Genomic DNA, 17,794 nt, shown 5'->3' with positions numbered 1-17,794 from the left:
TAGCGGCCCTTTTTTATGCGGTGTTACCCGATATTAGCTTCGGTTGCGGCGATGACTTGCGCAGCATCACGCTGCGCTAACACCCGCTCTACGGTATCAACAATCGCCTGCGTATGCGGGTCAATTTCAATATTTACCCGTTGCCCCAGCTTTTTCGCCCCTAGGGTGGTGCGCGCCAATGTTTCCGGAATTAAATGCACGCAAAACTTGGTTTTGCTGACATCGCCAACCGTTAGGCTAATACCGTCAATACCGACAAACCCTTTATGCAAAATGTATTTCATTTGCGCCGCGTCCTGGGGTTTAAACCAGATCTCACGATTATTTTCCGAAGCGACGATCTTACAGATTTCAGCGGTGGTCATAATATGACCGGACATTAAGTGACCGCCGATTTCATCACTAAATTTAGCCGCACGTTCAATATTGACCACATCACCCGGCTGTAATTCGCCCAGATTAGTGATACGCAGCGTCTCTTTCACTAAATCAAAACTCACCCGATCGCCATCAACGGCGGTCACGGTCAAACAGCAGCCGTTATGCGCAACCGATGCACCCAGTTCCAGACCCGGTAATAACTCCGCCGGTAATTTAACCACGTGAGTACGAAAATGATCTTTTTCTTCAATAGAAAGCACCTCTGCGGTGCCCTGCACAATACCGGTAAACATAGTGATGGCCTCAGTCGATTTTTTTCATTTTCTCATCTGCGTCTTCTGTCTATGGTAAACACACAAGGCGCTGCATGCCACCGATATAACACCGAATGATAACCGATTGTTGATTGGCTAAAGGCGCTTCTCTGGTTACACTAGGCCGCTTATTCTCTTAGTTTTATTTCAACGTCCAATGCGGCGTTAACCCCGTTCATCTCTAAAAATGATAAAGGTGTATACGTGCAGAAGTACCTGACAGAAGCGCGTCAATTATTAGCTCTCGCTATTCCGGTCATCCTCGCGCAAATTGCGCAAACCGCGATGGGTTTTGTCGACACCATCATGGCAGGCTCGGTCAGCCCAACCGATATGGCGGCAGTCGCCGTCGGCACCTCTATTTGGCTGCCCACCATACTGTTTGGTCACGGGCTGATTTTAGCGCTGACGCCAATTGTTGCGCAATTAAACGGCTCGGGTCGACGTGAGCGTATTGCCCACCAGGTTCGCCAGGCTTACTGGCTGGCTGGAGGCGTTTCGCTGCTGATTATGGTGGTACTGTGGAATGCCGGTTATATGATTCGCGCCATGCACAATATTGACCCGCGCCTGGCGGACATCGCGGTGGGTTATTTGCGCGCGCTATTATGGGGGGCGCCGGGCTACCTGTTCTTTCAAGTCGCGCGTAATCAATGTGAAGGGTTATCAAAAACCAAACCCGGTATGGTGATGGGCTTTATCGGCCTGTTGGTCAATATCCCGGTTAACTACATCTTTATTTACGGCCACTTTGGTATGCCAGCCCTCGGTGGCGTCGGTTGTGGTGTGGCGACGGCATCCGTCTATTGGGTAATGTTTGTCGCCATTAAATTTTGGACGCGTCGCGCCCGGTCGCTGCGTGATATTCGCCTCAACTCAGCCTTTAGTAAGCCAGATTGGCGCGTATTGTGGCGATTAACTACCCTTGGCCTACCGGTTGCTTTGGCCCTGTTTTTCGAGGTGACGCTGTTTGCGGTAGTGGCGTTACTGGTGTCGCCGATGGGCATTGTGAAAGTGGCCGGTCACCAAATCGCCCTCAACTTTAGTTCACTGATGTTTGTATTACCCCTCTCGCTCGGCGTGGCAACCACCATTCGCGTCGGTTTTCGGCTTGGGCAGGGCTCCGCCGAGGCGGCAAAGGTTGCCGCCTGGACCGCGCAAGGCGTTGGTATTACTATGGCGGCACTCACCGCAATCTTTACTGTCACCTTCCGCGAGCAAATTGCGCTGTTGTATAACGACAACCCTGAAGTGGTCAGTCTGGCGGCGCAATTGATGTTTTTAGCCGCTATCTACCAATTTTCTGACTCTATTCAGGTTATCGGCAGCGGAATTTTGCGTGGCTATAAAGATACCCGCTCCATCTTCTTTATCACTTTGATTGCCTATTGGGTGTTGGGGTTACCGAGCGGTTATATCCTCGCACTGACCGACTTGGTGGTACCCGCGATGGGGCCAGCCGGATTTTGGTGCGGTTTTATCATCGGCCTCACCTCTTCGGCGGTGATGATGATATGGCGAATACGCCGTTTGCAACGTCTGCCCGCCGAGGTTTTACTCGGACGCGCCGCACATTAATCGAAGGGCTTGCGCGCCCTTCACGCTTAAAAAAACGACGGGTCGCACAGTTGCTCATCAGTCGAAACGAAAAAAGCATGTTTCCTCTTGCCAGCGCTGTAAGCTGCCGTTAATATTCGTCCCCGCTGTCGCCAGACAGCCAATGCGTTCATAGCTCAGTTGGTTAGAGCACCACCTTGACATGGTGGGGGTCGTTGGTTCGAGTCCAATTGAACGCACCATTTTCAGCTTCATATTGTGCGTCCGTAGCTCAGTTGGTTAGAGCACCACCTTGACATGGTGGGGGTCGGTGGTTCGAGTCCACTCGGACGCACCATGATTCGCGTTCTTAGCTCAGTTGGTTAGAGCACCACCTTGACATGGTGGGGGTCGGTGGTTCGAGTCCACTAGAACGCACCATCTTCCTTTCTTCACGCGCGCTCTGTTTGTCACTTCCTTTCATGCGTAACCCCACGTTTCGTTGATCTAACCCCGGTTGCCGCCATGCTTTTTGATTGGTTTTCGCATACTTAGCGACTATAATACTGGGCGTTGTTTAACTTGAATGGTTTCAGCCAATTGACGTGCCCTTATACCGAACGTTCACAGTTTGCGCAAACGCGCCGCGCGGGCCGAGACACACCTTCGCACAACTTCTCCTGCACGCTTTATTTCTGTCACCTATTCTTAGTTTGTACTGCTGTTCGCTTACTCAGCATAAATTTCTGTTTCGCTGCCGTCGGCATCGAAATCAATCCTTTATCATCCATCACAACTTATAGATAACTCGTCATGAAAAAGACCAAGATTGTTTGTACTATCGGTCCGAAAACCGAATCGGAAGAAATGCTGACCAACCTGCTGGAAGCAGGAATGAATGTCATGCGTTTAAACTTCTCCCACGGGGATTATGAAGAGCACGGTCGCCGTATCGCGAACCTGCGTGCAGTGATGAAAAACACCGGCTATAAGGCTGCTATTCTACTGGATACGAAAGGCCCGGAAATTCGTACCATGAAACTGGAAGGCGGTAATGATGTTTCGCTGAAAGCGGGCCAGACCTTTACCTTTACCACCGACCAGGCAGTCATCGGTAATCACGATCGCGTGGCCGTCACCTACGCTGGCCTGACTTCCGATCTGAAAATTGGTAACACCGTGTTAGTCGACGATGGCTTGATCGGTATGGAAGTGACTGAAGTTACCGAAAACACCGTGGTTTGTAAGGTGCTGAATAACGGCGACCTGGGGGAAAACAAAGGGGTTAACCTGCCGGGCGTTTCTATTCAGTTACCGGCGTTAGCGGAAAAAGATAAACGCGATCTGATTTTCGGTTGCGAACAAGGCGTTGATTTTGTTGCCGCCTCCTTTATTCGTAAGCGCTCCGATGTGCTGGAAATTCGTGAACACTTGAAACAGCATGGCGGCGAGCATATCCAGATCATCTCCAAAATTGAAAACCAGGAAGGTTTGAATAACTTTGATGAGATTCTCGACGCTTCCGACGGCATTATGGTTGCTCGCGGCGATCTCGGCGTAGAAATTCCGGTAGAAGAAGTTATCTTCGCGCAGAAGATGATGATCAAAAAATGTAATAAAGCGCGCAAAGTGGTGATTACTGCAACGCAGATGCTTGACTCGATGATCAAGAACCCGCGCCCTACCCGCGCGGAAGCCGGCGACGTTGCCAATGCCATCCTCGACGGTACTGATGCGGTGATGCTGTCAGGCGAGAGCGCCAAAGGGAAATACCCGCTTGAGTCGGTCTCTATTATGGCCACCATTTGCGAGCGTACCGACCGGGTGATGAAGCCGCGTATCGATAGCCTGAATGACAGCCGTAAGCTGCGCATCACTGAAGCGGTGTGTCGTGGCGCGGTGGAAACCGCTGAGAAACTGGAAGCCCCGCTGATTGTCGTCGCCACTGAAGGCGGTAAGTCGGCGAAATCGGTGCGTAAATACTTCCCGGATGCGGTCATCCTGGCGTTGACTACCAACGAGAAAACGGCACGCCAGTTGATTTTGAGTAAAGGGATTGATACTTACATCGTCAGCGAAATCGCCTCTACCGATGATTTCTACCGCATTGGTAAAGAAGCGGCATTAGAAAGTGGTTATGGCCAAAAAGGCGATGTCGTTGTGATGGTTTCTGGTGCGCTGGTTCCTAGCGGCACTACTAATACCGCCTCCGTTCACGTGCTGTAATTCGGGATAATCTCCCCGCCAATAAAAAAGCGCCCCTGCGGCGCTTTTTTTTTTACAACTTACGTAAAACAGTTTGCTAAAATTTCCAATTGAAAATAACTATTCAATTCAGGAATAGTTTAAGGTTAGTCCGATTAAATCTGCCTGTTTTCCCTTAATTTTTTATCATTTTTTGCTTAACAGATGCTTCTTTGAGCGAACGATCAAATTTAGGCATGTTCTCATCAAAAATTTATTCTCATTAGAAAAAACTTTGTGTAATACTTGTAACGCTACATGGAGATTAACTCAATCTAGAGGGTATAAATAATGAATCGTACTAAACTGGTACTGGGCGCGGTAATCCTGGGTTCAACTCTGCTGGCAGGTTGTTCTAGCAATGCTAAAATCGACCAGCTGTCTACCGACGTTCAGACTCTGAACGCGAAAGTTGACCAACTGAGCAACGACGTGAACGCAATGCGTTCTGACGTTCAGGCTGCTAAAGATGACGCAGCTCGTGCTAACCAGCGTCTGGACAACCAGGCTCACTCTTACCGTAAGTAAGAGTTCTGGTAATAAAAATGGCGCACTCGGTGCGCCATTTTTTTTGTCCGGATTTTCTTACTGCTGTTGCAGCACCGCCGGTAACGGCGCGTTTTTCTCCAGCGGCTCACCGCGATTAATTAATATTGGCATTCCCGAACGCCGCACTATCGCCGCCTGCGCCAGCGCAGTATCGCTTTTCGGGCTATGAATAAAGCTTCTGGCCGCTTTAGTCAGCGCTATCTTCATCGTCTGTGGGTCATCCTTCTCGTTATGCGATAACGGCTGATGTACCTCAATATAGCGCTTACCATCGGGTTCAACCGCATACTTTACCGGCTGGTTAATCACCTGCACCCGCGTCCCTTTCGGCACACTATTGAACAAGGCCTCAATATCATCCGGGCGTAAACGGATACAGCCTGAACTGACGCGCATCCCAATGCCAAAATCCGCATTGGTGCCATGAATGAGATACTGCCCGCTACCGCGTGCCAAACGCAGCGCAAACAGCCCCATCGGGTTATCGGGGCCGGCGGGTACCACACCCGGTAAGGTTATTCCTTCTTTTGCGTAGCGCTTGCGAATATTGACGGTTGGCGTCCAGGTTGGATTGGGGATTTTTTGCCGCACAGAGGTGACCATGGTTGGCGTATTCGCGCCTAATTGCCCAATACCGATCGGATAGACGATGACTTTATTCTCGCCCTTCGGATAGTAATAGAGACGTAATTCGGCGAGGTTCACCACAATCCCCTCACGCGGCGTATCCGGCAGCAGCATTTGCGCCGGAATCGTTAGCTCGGTGCCCGGCTTCGGCAACCAGGGATCGACGCCAGGGTTCGCTTCCAGCATGCCCAGCAGGCCAATTTTGTATTTTGCCGCGATGTCCTCCAGCGGCCGCTTATTATCCGGCACCGCCGTCGTGGTGTTCTCACCGATTAATCGGCTGTTATCCGGCGGTAATGGATACTCGGTGGCGCTGACTGAACGGACCCCGGTTAAACAAGCAAGCAATAAAAATCCGACGAGGCGGTAAGCAGGTTTCATGCGTAGTTCTCTTATCATTTCACTGAGGCACCCCGCTAACATAACGGGGTGTTTGTCGAGAAGTGTAGCTTAGCTAAGCGCTTGTGCTTTGAGACGAATGGCGCGGATCATCGCTTCTAAACCCTGAGAGCGAGAAGGTGTGAGGTACTGCGTTAAGGCGAGTTGTTCAAACCAGGGGCGTACATCAAAGGCCACGATTTCACTGGCCGTCATGCCTTGATAAAGAATAAAAACCAAAGAAATCAACCCCTTAACGATAGCAGCATCACTATCGCCACGCAGATGGATCGAACCATCGTTGGCCCGTTCCATCACAATCCATACCTGGCTTTGGCAGCCCGAAATGGTGTTTTCTGCCTGGTGCAAGGAATCGGACAATTCTGGCAAACGGCTACCCAATTCAATGATGTACAGGTACTTCTCTTCCTGGTTTGCGCAACGATTAAAATTACGCACCAGTTTCTCTTTGTCTGGCAGTGTCGCCATTAGCTCCTCCCTTGCCTGCCGGGAACGATTAGCCGCCCAGCAAACGGTGAATGCGTGTCAAACCGGCCGCCAGTCGATCGGCCTCTTCTTCACTATTATACATGGCGAAAGAGGCGCGACACATGGCTGGAACGCCGTAGTGTTTCATCAACGGCATCGCGCAGTGGTGCCCGGTACGAATAGCAATTCCGTATTGGTCAAGGAAACTCCCCACATCGTAGGCATGATGCGGGCCAAGGTTAAACGCAATAACGCCAGCGCGATGTTGCGGCCCATACATCTGAATGCCAGGAACCGAAGCCAGCTTATCCAACGCGTAACGCATTAAGATTTGCTCGCGTTGCTGAATGTTCTCCAGTCCCAACTCCTCAACGTAAGCCAGCGCAGCGCCGAGACCGATAATACCGGCAGTATTCGGTGAACCGGCCTCAAAACGCCATGGCGCTTTACCATAGGTGGTTCCTTCCGGCAGCGTAACGACATCGATCATCGAGCCACCGCCTTCCCATGGTGGTAGCGTATCCAGCACCGTTTTACGCCCGTACAGGATGCCAATACCGGAAGGACCGTAAATTTTATGGCCGGAGAACACATAAAAGTCACAATCGATCGCCTGCACATCCACTTTCTGGTGCATTACCGCTTGCGCGCCATCCACCAGCGTAATCAACCCCGCCGCTTTCGCCTGCGCAACCAGCGCCTCAACCGGGTTAATGGTGCCCAGCACATTAGAGACGTGGGTCACCGCCAGCAACCGCGTACGGCTATCAATCAGCGATGCCAACTGTTCCGTTGCCAGTTCGCCATCATCAGTAATTGCCAATACCCGAATTTCCGCGCCGGTACGCGCTGCAACCATCTGCCACGGCACAATATTGGCATGATGCTCCATCGCCGTAATAATCAGGTTATCACCGGGCTGTAGCTGGCTGGCGCCCCAACTGTTCGCCACCAGGTTAATCCCTTCGGTAGTGCCCTTAACGAATACAATCTCTTCCGGCGATGCGGCATTCAGAAAACGCGCCGCCTGCGTGCGCACGTTCTCCATCTCAGTGGTCGCTTCGGCGCTCATGGTATGAATGCCTCGGTGTACCGCCGCGTAGCCATGCTGATAAAAATGGCTTTCCGCATTGATCACCACCAGCGGTTTCTGCGCGCTGGCGGCACTGTCGAGATAGGCTAACGGTTGCCCATTGACCTCACGCGCCAGAATCGGAAAATCGGCCCTTACGCGTGTCAGATCGAAATTCATTTGATGCCTCCGGGAAACCGTTGTGCGATGCGTTGCAGCACAATCGATTTCAGCGTTTCATCTTCAATGGCTTCGGTCAGTTCCGCCGCGAACGCATAAATGATCATGCGCTGCGCCGCGTCCTCATCGATACCGCGTGAACGTAGATAGAACATTTGTTCGTCATCAATACGTCCGATGGTTGCACCATGGCTACATTTCACATCATCCGCGTAGATCTCAAGCTGCGGCTTGGTATCCACTTCCGCCAAACGCCCTAACAGCAGATTATTATTGGTCATCTGCCCATCGGTCTTCAGCGCGTGCGGCGCGACCTTGATCATGCCGTTAAATACCGCTCTGGCGCGATCGCGTACGATGGTTTTGTGTAGCTGGCGGCTCTGACAGTAACCTTTATTGTGTTCAACCCAAGTCCGGGTATCGCACACCTCTTTCTCGATTGGCAGCACCAGACTGTTAATTGACAACGTACTGTTCTCGCCATTCAGCCGCGTACTGGTGTTATGACGGCTTAACCCGGCTCCCAGTAGAAAACTTTGGCTACTCACCTGCGCATCACGCGCTACGATCAGGTCGTTGTGTGCAAAGTGGTAGCTCTCGGCATTTTCAAACGACAGCTTAGTGTGGCTTAGGCGGGCGTTGTTACTTACCACCATACTCAGGCGAGCGCCGGTAAAATGAGCACCCTCGCCTAAGCTAACGTAGTGTTCAATCACTCGCGCATCAGCGCCCTCTTCAACATCCAGATGGTGACGATAATGCATCGTATTCATCTCATCCGGCGCGCTGGCGCTACTAATATGCAGCAAGTACAGCGGACGCTCGGCTACTTTGCCGCGCGGCAGCCGAATCGTTGTCGCCTCTTCAGCCAGGCTTTCGGTCAGATGCAAGAAGACCTCCGGTTGTACCGGCGCCTCAAAATCACGCCGCTCCGCCGCATGGGAAATCTCAATCTGATAGTTACCGTGTGCGCTATCGCTCAAAGCGGCGTTAAACTGACCGTCGATAAACACCAAACGAACAGCATCCAGCGGCAAGGCCAACGCGGCGACATCCGCCTCAGTCACCTGCGTGGCCTCGGGCAGTACAAAATTTTCGCCCAGTAACGTATCCAGCGGCGTATATTTCCAGTTCTCTTGCTTACGGGTTGGCAAGCCGAGCCGCATTAGCTGTTGCCAGTGCTGCTGCGCCTGTAACGAACGTTTTCTACCGTGCGATTCAAACAGGTGATGCCAACGCTGCAGCGCGTTATCACTCTTGGTCGGTAAGCCAGCCATAGCCTTGCTCCTCCAACTGTTTCACCAGCGTAAAATCACCGGATTTCACGATCTTGCCCTGATACAGCACATGCACATAATCCGGCTTGATATAGTCAAGAATACGCTGGTAGTGGGTGACGATGATAAAAGCCCGCTTTCCGTCACGCAGCGAATTAACGCCGTTCGCGACAATTTTTAGCGCATCAATATCCAAACCGGAGTCGGTTTCATCAAGGATACATAATTCCGGTTCCAGCGCCGCCATTTGCAGAATATCGTTACGTTTCTTTTCGCCACCGGAGAAGCCAACGTTGACCGAGCGAGTCAGCAAATCTTCCGGCATTTTCAGTAGGTGGATTTTTTCTTCGATAAAGTCCTGAAAATCAAAGCGATCAAGTGTTTCCTGCTCACGATATTTGCGTACCGCGTTAACGGCGGTCTGTAGGAAAAACTGGTTGCTGACGCCCGGAATCTCTACCGGATACTGGAAAGCCATAAAGATGCCTTCTCCCGCCCGGTCTTCCGGCGAAAGTTCCAGCAAGTCTTTACCTTTAAAATGAACCGAGCCGCCTGTGACTTCATATTCTTCACGCCCGGCAAGCGTAGCGGACAAGGTACTTTTGCCGGAGCCGTTTGGCCCCATAATAGCGTGTACTTCGCCGGGCTTAACCTCCAGGTCCAGCCCGCGCAAGATGGCCTTGTCTTCAATGCTTACCTGTAAATCTTTAATACTTAACATAAAATTTCCTTCAGCTTGCCGTTAGGCAACTCCGCATTGTTCAGCGCGGCTTAGCCGACGCTGTGCTCCAGACTAATGGCCAATAATTTTTGTGCTTCAACGGCAAACTCCAGCGGCAGCTCGGAGAATACATCCTTACAGAAACCGTTAACGATCATTGAGATAGCATCATCTTCGCTGATGCCGCGTTGTAGACAGTAAAACAACTGGTCTTCACCAATACGTGAAGTGGTTGCCTCATGTTCTAGCTGCGCAGTATTGTTGCGCGCTTCCACATAAGGGAAAGTATGCGCGCCGCAATCCGGCCCAATCAGCATTGAATCACACTGGGTAAAGTTGCGGGCATTGGTTGCCGTTGGCATGATCTTGACTAAACCGCGATAGGTATTTTGGCTTTTCCCGGCCGAGATCCCTTTCGAGATAATGGTCGACTTGGTGTTTTTACCAATGTGGATCATTTTGGTGCCGGTATCCGCCTGCTGGCGGCCGCTGGTCAGCGCCACTGAGAAGAACTCACCAATCGAATTGTCGCCGCGCAGAATCACGCTGGGATATTTCCAGGTAATTGCCGAACCGGTTTCTGACTGAGTCCACGACATTTTGCTGTTTTCACCCTCGCATAACGCGCGCTTGGTAACAAAGTTAAGGATACCGCCCTCACTTTCGCCGCCGGGGAACCAGTTCTGTACCGTGGAATATTTCACTTCGGCATTTTTATGGATGATAACTTCCACGACCGCGGCATGTAACTGATAGCTATCACGCACTGGCGCTGAACACCCTTCGATGTAGCTGACGTAGCTATCTTCATCCGCCACCAGAATGGTACGTTCAAACTGGCCGGTCTTCGCCGCATTGATGCGGAAATAGGTCGACAACTCCATCGGGCAACGTACCCCTTTCGGGATATAGACAAAGGTACCATCTGACGCCACGGCGGAGTTGAGCGCGGCAAAGAAGTTATCATTATGCGGCACCACGGTACCGAGGTACTTTTTCACCAACTCCGGGTGGTCTTGAATGGCTTCGCCAAACGAGCAGAAAATAATGCCTTGTTCAGCCAATTTATGGCGATAGGTGGTCGCAACCGATACCGAATCAAAAATGGCATCGACCGCCACTTCTCTCCCTTCTCGTACCGGCACGCCAAGCTGGTTAAAGGCATTTTCAACTTCTTGCGTCAGGTAGCTACTGGCGGCCTGACCGCCCGATGCCTGCATGGCGCCGGGTTCGGAGGCGCAACTATCATCACAATTGCCGCAGGAAGGCGCGGAATAGTAGCTGTAATCTTGATAGTTAAGCGATTTGTAATTCGCTTTTAGCCAGTGCGGCTCTTCCATTTGCAGCCACGCTTCATAGGCTTTCAGACGGAACTCAAGCATCCATTCAGGTTCATTACGCTTCGCCGAGATTGCCCGCACCACTTCTTCATTAATTCCGTGGGCCAGCTCATCGGTTTGCAGTTGGGTAAAGAAGCCCTCTTTGTAATTCTGACGGCCGCCTTCCCAGATTTGTACATCATCAGATGCTTCAGTGTTTCGAGACATAACGATGGTTACTCTACGCCAAAGCTCTCACCACAGCCGCAGGCGTGTTGAGCTTTAGGGTTATTAAATTTAAAAATCTGATTCAGGCCTTCACGCACAAAGTCGACTTGCGTCCCGTCGATAAACGGCATGGCCTGTAGCGGAACAAACAGTGTGGCGCCCTTATGGATAAATTGTAGGTCATCGCTGGCCGGTTCTTTTACCAGTTCCATTGTATAACCAAAGCCCGCGCAGCCAGACTGTTTCACACCGAGTTTTAATCCTTTGACGTGAGGATCGTCCGCCGCTAGCGCAATGATCTGTTGCGCTGCGCTATCGGTAAGCGTAAGTCCTTTCCAGACAAAGTCATCCGGTGAGAAGGATGCAGGATTTGCAGATTGCATAATTTCATACCTCGCGATGCGTAGCCTCTTTAGGCTAATACCCCTATGTTAGTGATAACGATTATCACTTCAACCTCTTGTTTTGCAGGGATAAGCCTAAAATAGCTTTTTTGGTACCTGTTTACTAAGGATAGACCCTCATGAGCGGATTGCTGCCTGCTCTGGCTTTCGTCTTGTCATGATAAAATAGTGTTTAATATCAATAACTAATTTTTAATGCCGTTACGCTAAATACTAATAATAATCATTTTACGCCGAAAGTAAGACCTGAGGATTGTTAATACCGATTTTACTGACAGGCAGCATTAATCGATAAATTTGCCGCGCCAGTGGATTGAATAATGCGTCAATTACACTATGATAATGATTCTCATTAGCACAAAAATAGGTAGTACGATGAACGTTTCGGTTAACGCCTGGCTGCAAGGCAAAATTGATGACTATAAATTTTCCGTACGCGATATTACCGTTGATTTTTATATGGCCCAGGCCAGGCTAAATCGCCCTGATTGTTCACTGACACAATTACGCAAATTTAATGATACCTGTTTAGATATGGCCGAATTATGTCAACTCAATGGTGATGACCAGAGTTATCTACACGCGTTGGGGAAATTGCATCATCGTCTGCTACAGGAGTTGGGGAACGCCGAGCGGGATAAACTTTTCCGTATGCAGGCTTGGCAACTGGCGCGACATTCACTGACACAACTCTGCCACCATCTTACTTTGTGCGGTGACTGGGAGAAAGCCACCGCGCTACAGAGTGATTTTGTTAAGCGCGCCGCCTGGATGTTTTAACGCCGCCGAAATGCGTTATCGTCAGCATACATCACAGCGGTGGTGAGACGTGAGGTGCAGCAGAGGCGGTTCTCGCGGTCGAAAATGTCAATTTGCCAGACTTGGTGCGAGCGTCCCAAATGCAGCGCCCGGCAAACGCCGCGGACTTCACCTTCACGCGCGGCGCGAACGTGGTTAGCGTTAATCTCGAGCCCTACCACGTAATCCTCCCCGGTGGTACACAAATAGCCCGCCATTGAGCCAAGGCTTTCCGCTAATACCACCGATGCGCCACCGTGCAATAGACCAAACGGTTGTCGGGTGCGACTATCGACCGGCATCGTCGCCTCCAGCCCATCATCGTGCAGCACGGTAAAACGAATCCCTACGTGTTCCACCATACATCCCAGGCTCCCTTGATTGAGTTGTTCAAGCGACGCCGGTCGTTTCCAGATTGCCATCAAATGATCTCCAGTAGAGCCTGTAAGGGATGGCGCATGCCGTTTCCTTCAATCCGTTTGACCTGGCTACGGCAGGAGTAACCGGTCGCCAAACAGCGCTGTCGCGGCAATTTTTGTAATTGCGGATGCCAGGACAGCTCATAAATGCCGAGAGAGTTTTCCAGATTCTTACGTTCATGCCCGTAAGTGCCTGCCATCCCACAACAGCCAACATTGACGTTTTCCAGCCGGGCGCCAAAACGGGCAAAAATGGTTTCCCACTGCTTCGGTGCCGATGGCAGCGCCGTCACTTCGGTACAGTGACCAAACAGATACCAGGCTTCGCCACTGGTCGGCTGTACTTCACGCGTTGCCAACGCCTTTTGTAACCACTCATGCACTAGCTCAACGTGAAACTCACCGCGCGATTCACCCAACGTCTGGCGATATTCGTCGCGGTAGCACAGCACTAATGCCGGATCGACGCCCACCAGCGGCATCCCCAATTTTGCCACCCGGCTAAGAAAATCCGCCGTTTTCTGTGCGGTGCGCGCAAAACGTTGTAAAAAGCCTTTAATATGCTGCGCTTTGCCGTTGGGGGAAAAGGGCAATACCACCGGGCGATAGCCCAGTTTTTCAATCAGCCGAACAAAATCGGCCACTAACTGTGCTTCGTAATAGCTGGTAAACGGATCTTGTACCACCAGTACGGTTTTTTCGCGCTGTTGCGGACTGAATAGCTCCAGTTTTTCCAGCGTAACCGTGGTCGCCTGATGCCCCGCTAACTGCTGTTTAAGCGTCGGTGAGGAGAGCAGTGGCAGGTCGACCATGCCGACATGTTTTTTACTTAGCTCACGCAGCCACGGCTGTTTTAGGAAGAAATTAAAGGTTTTTGGCGCTCGCGCCATCAACGGCGCATAACTTTCCACACTGGCAACCAAATGATCGCTCAGCGGACGCAAATAACGGGTGTGATAAAGCTGCAGGAAACGCGAACGGAAGCCCGGCACATCAATTTTTATCGGGCATTGCGTTGAACAGGCTTTACAGGCGAGGCAACCGGACATGGCCTCTTTCACCTCATGCGAGAAATCGTATTCGCCTTTTTTGGCATGCCAACTGTTGCGCGTGCGGGCAATCAGACCGCGTAGGCTGACGCCCGATTCCGGCAACTGCTGCTCCAACTGTTGTGGATCGACGCCCTTTTCCGCCAGCAGACGTAGCCATTCACGGGTGAGCGTCGCGCGGCCTTTCGGTGAGTGAATACGATCACGGGTAATCTTCATCGATGGACACATTGGGCTGCGCGTATCGAAATTGAAGCACAGGCCATTGCCGTTACACTCCATGGCGCCACGCCACTCGCTGCGCACGGTAAGCGGAATTTGCCGGTCAAAAGTACCGCGTTTCACCGCATCCACTTGCAGCATTGGGTCATCAACCCCATATGGCGCGCAAATTTTTCCGGGATTGAGCCGGTTAGCCGGATCGAACGCGGCTTTAATATGGCGTAATTCGTTATACAGTGTTTCACCAAAGAAGGCTGGACTGTATTGCGCGCGGAAGCCTTTTCCATGCTCGCCCCACAACAGACCGCCATAACGCGCCGTCAAGGCCACGACCTCATCTGAAATCTGCTTCATCAACAACTCTTGTTGCGGATCGCACATATCCAGCGCCGGACGCACATGTAATACGCCCGCATCAACATGACCAAACATGCCATAGTCGAGCCCATGTTGATCCAGCAAGGCGCGAAATTCAGCAATATAATCCGCCAGGTTGTGCGGCGGCACGGCGGTATCCTCAACAAACGGAATCGGTTTGGCACGCCCTTTGGCATTCCCCAACAGGCCGACCGCCTTTTTACGCATCGCGTAGATACGCTCAATGCCGCTCAAATCATCACACAGTTGCCAGCCAATCACGCCGCCTTCGCGCGCCGCCATTAATTCATCGAGGCGCTGGCATAACGTGTCAATTTGCCCGTTGATCAGTGCCTCATCATCGCCGGCAAACTCGACAATATTCAGCCCTAACATCTCTTGATCAGGCACATCCGTAATCAATTCACGTACCGAGTGCCAGACGATGTCTTCACGCGCCAGGTTCAGCACTTTTGAATCCACCGTTTCGACTGACAGCGCTTGCGCGGCAACCATGAATGGCGCATTACGCAGCGCCGAATCGAACGAGTCATACTTAATGTTGACCAGACGACGCACCTTCGGCAACGGCGTAATATCCAACCGCGCCTCGGTAATAAACGCCAGCGTTCCCTCTGCGCCGCACAAGATACGCGTCAAATCGAAGGTTTGTAGATCATCGCTGAGGACATGGCGCAGATCGTAGCCGGTCAGGAAGCGGTTAAGTTTTGGAAACTTCTCGACGATGAGTGCGCGTTGCTCGCGACAGCGATTTAACACCGTGCGATAAATATTCCCTTCCGGGGTCTTCTCTTGCGCCAGTTGTTCCGCCAGCGAGACCGGCATCGCGCGGGTATCAAGCATATCGCCGCCCAGCAACACGGCGCGTAGACCCAGGACATGGTCCGATGTTTTACCATATACCAACGACCCCTGACCCGAGGCGTCGGTATTGATCATGCCGCCTAAGGTGGCCCGGTTACTGGTAGAAAGCTCCGGAGAGAAAAAATAGCCGTAAGGTTTTAACCAGGCATTCAGTTGATCTTTAATCACCCCCGCTTCAACCCGCACCCATCCCTGCTCAGGATTAATTTCCAGAATACGGTTCATATAGCGCGACATATCAACCACAATGCCCTGATTCAGCGACTGACCATTAGTCCCGGTGCCACCTCCGCGTGGAGTAAAAATCAGGCTGGTAAAACGCTCTTCACCGGCCAGGCGCGCAATCAATGCGACATCGGCGGTTGAACGCGGGAAGATAACCGCATCCGGCAGCAGTTGATAAATGCTGTTATCGGTGGACATGGTGAGGCGGTCGGCATAACTGGTGGCGGTGTCGCCGGTAAAACCCTGTTGCTTTAGCGTATCCAAAAATGTCAGCACCAGTTGAACGAGGCCCGGCGCCTGAGAAATCTGTGGGATCATTATCGGGTGACCAAATGTTGTGTGAATCGTTTGCAGTTGCTGTTTTTAGTGACTAACTCGTTGTATCACATTTTTTTATTTCCTGCCGTATTTCACCTAAGCGGACGGTGGTTTTTTCGTTTCTGCGTGCGACTACTGTCGTAAAAGTGATAAATGCATCATTATTAGTAAAGTAGGCTTGCGTCTACAGGTATGCACCATGAAGGAATAATTTGAGGTATCAATTTTCGTATGAAAAACCTGCAACGTGGTATGGACTTACCACAAATGCTTTTCTCTCTGATGTTCATCACCATCATGATTGTCGCGTGTTTTTGGGTGGTTCAACCGTTTATCCTCGGTTTTGCCTGGGCCAGTATGGTGGTAATTGCCACTTGGCCGTTGATGATCAAACTCCAGTCATGGCTATGGGGGCGCCGTTCGTTGGCGGTGATCGCCATGACGCTGATACTGCTGTTACTGTTCATCATCCCCATCGCACTGCTGGTTAATAGCCTGCTGGAAAACAGCGCACCGGTTATCGCTTGGGTGACCTCTGGTCATATGCAGTTGCCGCAGTTAACCTGGCTGAACGATATTCCAATGATCGGCGAAAAGGCCTATGCCAGCTACCATAAACTGGTGGCCGGCGGCGGTGCGGCGCTGATGAGCAAAGTACAACCGTATGTGGGTCGCACAACGGGCTTTTTTGTTGCACAGGCCGGACATTTTGGTCGCTTTTTAATGCATCTTGGCTTGATGTTGTTATTTAGCGTGCTGCTCTACTGGCGCGGTGAGCAGGTTGGCAACGGTATCCGCCATTTTGCCTATCGGTTAGCCTCACGACGTGGCGATGCGGCCGTTCTACTGGCGGGGCAAGCGATTCGCGCCGTCGCATTAGGTGTGGTGGTTACCGCGTTGGTTCAGGGCGTTCTGGGCGGAATCGGCCTGGCCATTTCCGGTATTCCTTACGCCACGCTGTTAACCGTGCTGATGATTTTATGCTGTCTGGCGCAACTCGGTCCGCTGTTGGTGCTGGTTCCGGCGATTATCTGGCTCTACTGGAGCGGTGATACAACCTGGGGCACGGTGCTGCTGATTTGGAGTTGCGTGGTCGGAACGCTGGATAACGTACTACGCCCAATGCTCATTCGTATGGGTGCCGATTTGCCGATGATATTGATACTGTCCGGCGTTATTGGCGGCCTCATTGCATTCGGGATGATTGGTCTGTTTATCGGCCCGGTGGTGCTTGCCGTCTCCTACCGTCTGGTTTCGGTATGGGTCCACGAAGCTCCGGCACCGGATGAAGATCCGGAAGAGGTGGTCGAGGAACTTGACGCTGCGGAACACGTCGTAGCGGAAAAGCAATCGCATTAATCCAGGTTTACCGGTCTGCGGCCTCGCAGGCCGGTAAAAATCACTCTGTCACTTCTGCAAAAAATTCCATTAATTTTTTTTACCAGTAACCTCTTCTTTCGGTGACTCACAGCCGATTACGCCATTTATCGATTATTTTAAAGACAGTTTCACCGTTATTATTCTGCTTCGGCTGTCACAAAAGATTACCGACTTTAAACTAATAAGAGGATTCTTAAAGACGTCCTTAAGATAGCTGAATAGTATGAAGCACATGTTTGAGATCAACCCCCTGATTTTAAAACAACCTTTTCCCCCTGAGTAAAGTGAAGAATTGCTGTGTGTAGTCTTTGCCCATCCCATGTGATGGGCTTTTTTTTTGTCTGGTGGATGGCGTAGTCGGCGACGAAAAGTCCGGGATGACAAGGATTGGATTACGGTATCGCGGATGCAAACAGGGCGCG

The 17,794-nt window shown here is 51.4% G+C and carries 15 protein-coding genes, 3 tRNA genes and 1 other RNA gene; 9 read left to right on the top strand and 10 right to left on the bottom strand.

Annotated features, from left to right (window positions below):
- Nucleotides 1-23 precede the first annotated feature (23 nt).
- Nucleotides 24-674 (bottom strand): riboflavin synthase subunit alpha, encoded by a 651-nt coding sequence (locus tag PMPD1_RS10665; protein WP_173634013.1) that lies wholly within the window; start codon nt 672-674, stop codon nt 24-26.
- A gap of 225 nt (nt 675-899) precedes the next feature.
- Here PMPD1_RS10665 and mdtK point away from each other — a divergent pair, with 225 nt between their 5' ends.
- The 6 genes from mdtK (at nt 900) to PMPD1_RS10635 (ending at nt 5,003) form a co-directional block, all read left to right on the top strand.
- Nucleotides 900-2,273, top strand: coding sequence for an MdtK family multidrug efflux MATE transporter (gene mdtK / locus PMPD1_RS10660; protein WP_173634012.1), 1,374 nt, complete (start codon nt 900-902; stop codon nt 2,271-2,273).
- A gap of 144 nt (nt 2,274-2,417) precedes the next feature.
- Nucleotides 2,418-2,494: transfer RNA gene (locus tag PMPD1_RS10655), tRNA-Val, on the top strand.
- A gap of 18 nt (nt 2,495-2,512) precedes the next feature.
- Nucleotides 2,513-2,589: transfer RNA gene (locus PMPD1_RS10650), tRNA-Val, on the top strand.
- Nucleotides 2,590-2,595: 6 nt separating this feature from the next.
- A tRNA-Val gene (locus PMPD1_RS10645) sits at nt 2,596-2,672 on the top strand.
- Between the two features lie 372 nt (nt 2,673-3,044).
- Entirely contained in the window at nt 3,045-4,457 is a 1,413-nt protein-coding gene (pykF, locus tag PMPD1_RS10640) for a pyruvate kinase PykF (protein ID WP_173634011.1), read from the top strand.
- A 309-nt stretch (nt 4,458-4,766) separates the two neighbouring features.
- Nucleotides 4,767-5,003: a major outer membrane lipoprotein gene (locus PMPD1_RS10635; RefSeq protein WP_013201929.1), complete on the top strand. Its 237-nt coding sequence runs from the start codon at nt 4,767-4,769 to the stop codon at nt 5,001-5,003.
- A 57-nt stretch (nt 5,004-5,060) separates the two neighbouring features.
- Here the strand turns inward: PMPD1_RS10635 and PMPD1_RS10630 are convergent, their stop codons facing one another.
- The 7 genes from PMPD1_RS10630 to sufA all read right to left on the bottom strand — a co-directional run bounded on the left by PMPD1_RS10630 (nt 5,061) and on the right by sufA (nt 11,698).
- A complete protein-coding gene (locus tag PMPD1_RS10630) occupies nt 5,061-6,032 on the bottom strand; it encodes a L,D-transpeptidase family protein (RefSeq protein WP_173634010.1) in 972 nt (323 codons plus the stop codon).
- 69 nt (nt 6,033-6,101) lie between these two features.
- A complete protein-coding gene (gene sufE, locus PMPD1_RS10625) occupies nt 6,102-6,518 on the bottom strand; it encodes a cysteine desulfuration protein SufE (protein WP_173634009.1) in 417 nt (138 codons plus the stop codon).
- A 28-nt stretch (nt 6,519-6,546) separates the two neighbouring features.
- Entirely contained in the window at nt 6,547-7,770 is a 1,224-nt protein-coding gene (sufS, locus tag PMPD1_RS10620) for a cysteine desulfurase SufS (protein WP_173634008.1), read from the bottom strand.
- The gene (gene sufD, locus PMPD1_RS10615) at nt 7,767-9,047 is read right to left on the bottom strand and encodes a Fe-S cluster assembly protein SufD (RefSeq protein ID WP_173634007.1); all 1,281 of its coding nucleotides are present in this window, start codon (nt 9,045-9,047) and stop codon (nt 7,767-7,769) included. The genes sufS and sufD overlap by 4 nt, the downstream gene beginning before the upstream one ends.
- On the bottom strand, nt 9,022-9,768 hold the full coding sequence (gene sufC, locus PMPD1_RS10610; RefSeq protein WP_173634006.1) for a Fe-S cluster assembly ATPase SufC: 747 nt from the start codon (nt 9,766-9,768) through the stop codon (nt 9,022-9,024). Before sufC ends, sufD begins: the two co-directional genes overlap by 26 nt.
- 50 nt (nt 9,769-9,818) lie before the next feature.
- The gene (sufB, locus tag PMPD1_RS10605; protein WP_173634005.1) at nt 9,819-11,315 is read right to left on the bottom strand and encodes a Fe-S cluster assembly protein SufB; all 1,497 of its coding nucleotides are present in this window, start codon (nt 11,313-11,315) and stop codon (nt 9,819-9,821) included.
- Between the two features lie 8 nt (nt 11,316-11,323).
- Nucleotides 11,324-11,698 (bottom strand): Fe-S cluster assembly scaffold SufA, encoded by a 375-nt coding sequence (gene sufA, locus PMPD1_RS10600; protein WP_173634004.1) that lies wholly within the window; start codon nt 11,696-11,698, stop codon nt 11,324-11,326.
- A 396-nt stretch (nt 11,699-12,094) separates the two neighbouring features.
- Here sufA and PMPD1_RS10595 point away from each other — a divergent pair, with 396 nt between their 5' ends.
- Complete coding sequence (locus PMPD1_RS10595) at nt 12,095-12,499, top strand: hypothetical protein (RefSeq protein ID WP_173634003.1); 405 nt, start codon at nt 12,095-12,097, stop codon at nt 12,497-12,499.
- Here PMPD1_RS10595 and PMPD1_RS10590 read toward each other — a convergent pair.
- Nucleotides 12,496-12,939: a hotdog fold thioesterase gene (locus tag PMPD1_RS10590; RefSeq protein WP_173634002.1), complete on the bottom strand. Its 444-nt coding sequence runs from the start codon at nt 12,937-12,939 to the stop codon at nt 12,496-12,498. The two genes, PMPD1_RS10595 and PMPD1_RS10590, sit on opposite strands and share 4 nt — an antisense overlap.
- Nucleotides 12,939-15,992, bottom strand: coding sequence for a D-2-hydroxyglutarate dehydrogenase YdiJ (ydiJ, locus tag PMPD1_RS10585; RefSeq protein ID WP_173634001.1), 3,054 nt, complete (start codon nt 15,990-15,992; stop codon nt 12,939-12,941). The genes PMPD1_RS10590 and ydiJ overlap by 1 nt, the downstream gene beginning before the upstream one ends.
- 231 nt (nt 15,993-16,223) lie before the next feature.
- Here ydiJ and ydiK point away from each other — a divergent pair, with 231 nt between their 5' ends.
- A complete protein-coding gene (gene ydiK, locus PMPD1_RS10580; protein WP_173634000.1) occupies nt 16,224-17,351 on the top strand; it encodes an AI-2E family transporter YdiK in 1,128 nt (375 codons plus the stop codon).
- Nucleotides 17,352-17,602: 251 nt separating this feature from the next.
- An RNA gene (rprA, locus tag PMPD1_RS10575) (antisense sRNA RprA) lies at nt 17,603-17,712 on the top strand.
- The last annotated feature ends 82 nt before the right edge of the window (nt 17,713-17,794 follow it).

The sequence above is a fragment of the Paramixta manurensis genome, assembly GCF_013285385.1.
GTDB lineage: Bacteria > Pseudomonadota > Gammaproteobacteria > Enterobacterales > Enterobacteriaceae > Paramixta > Paramixta manurensis.
The sequence above is the reverse complement of the archived record's forward strand: the minus strand, read 5'-3'. Positions and strand labels throughout refer to the sequence as shown.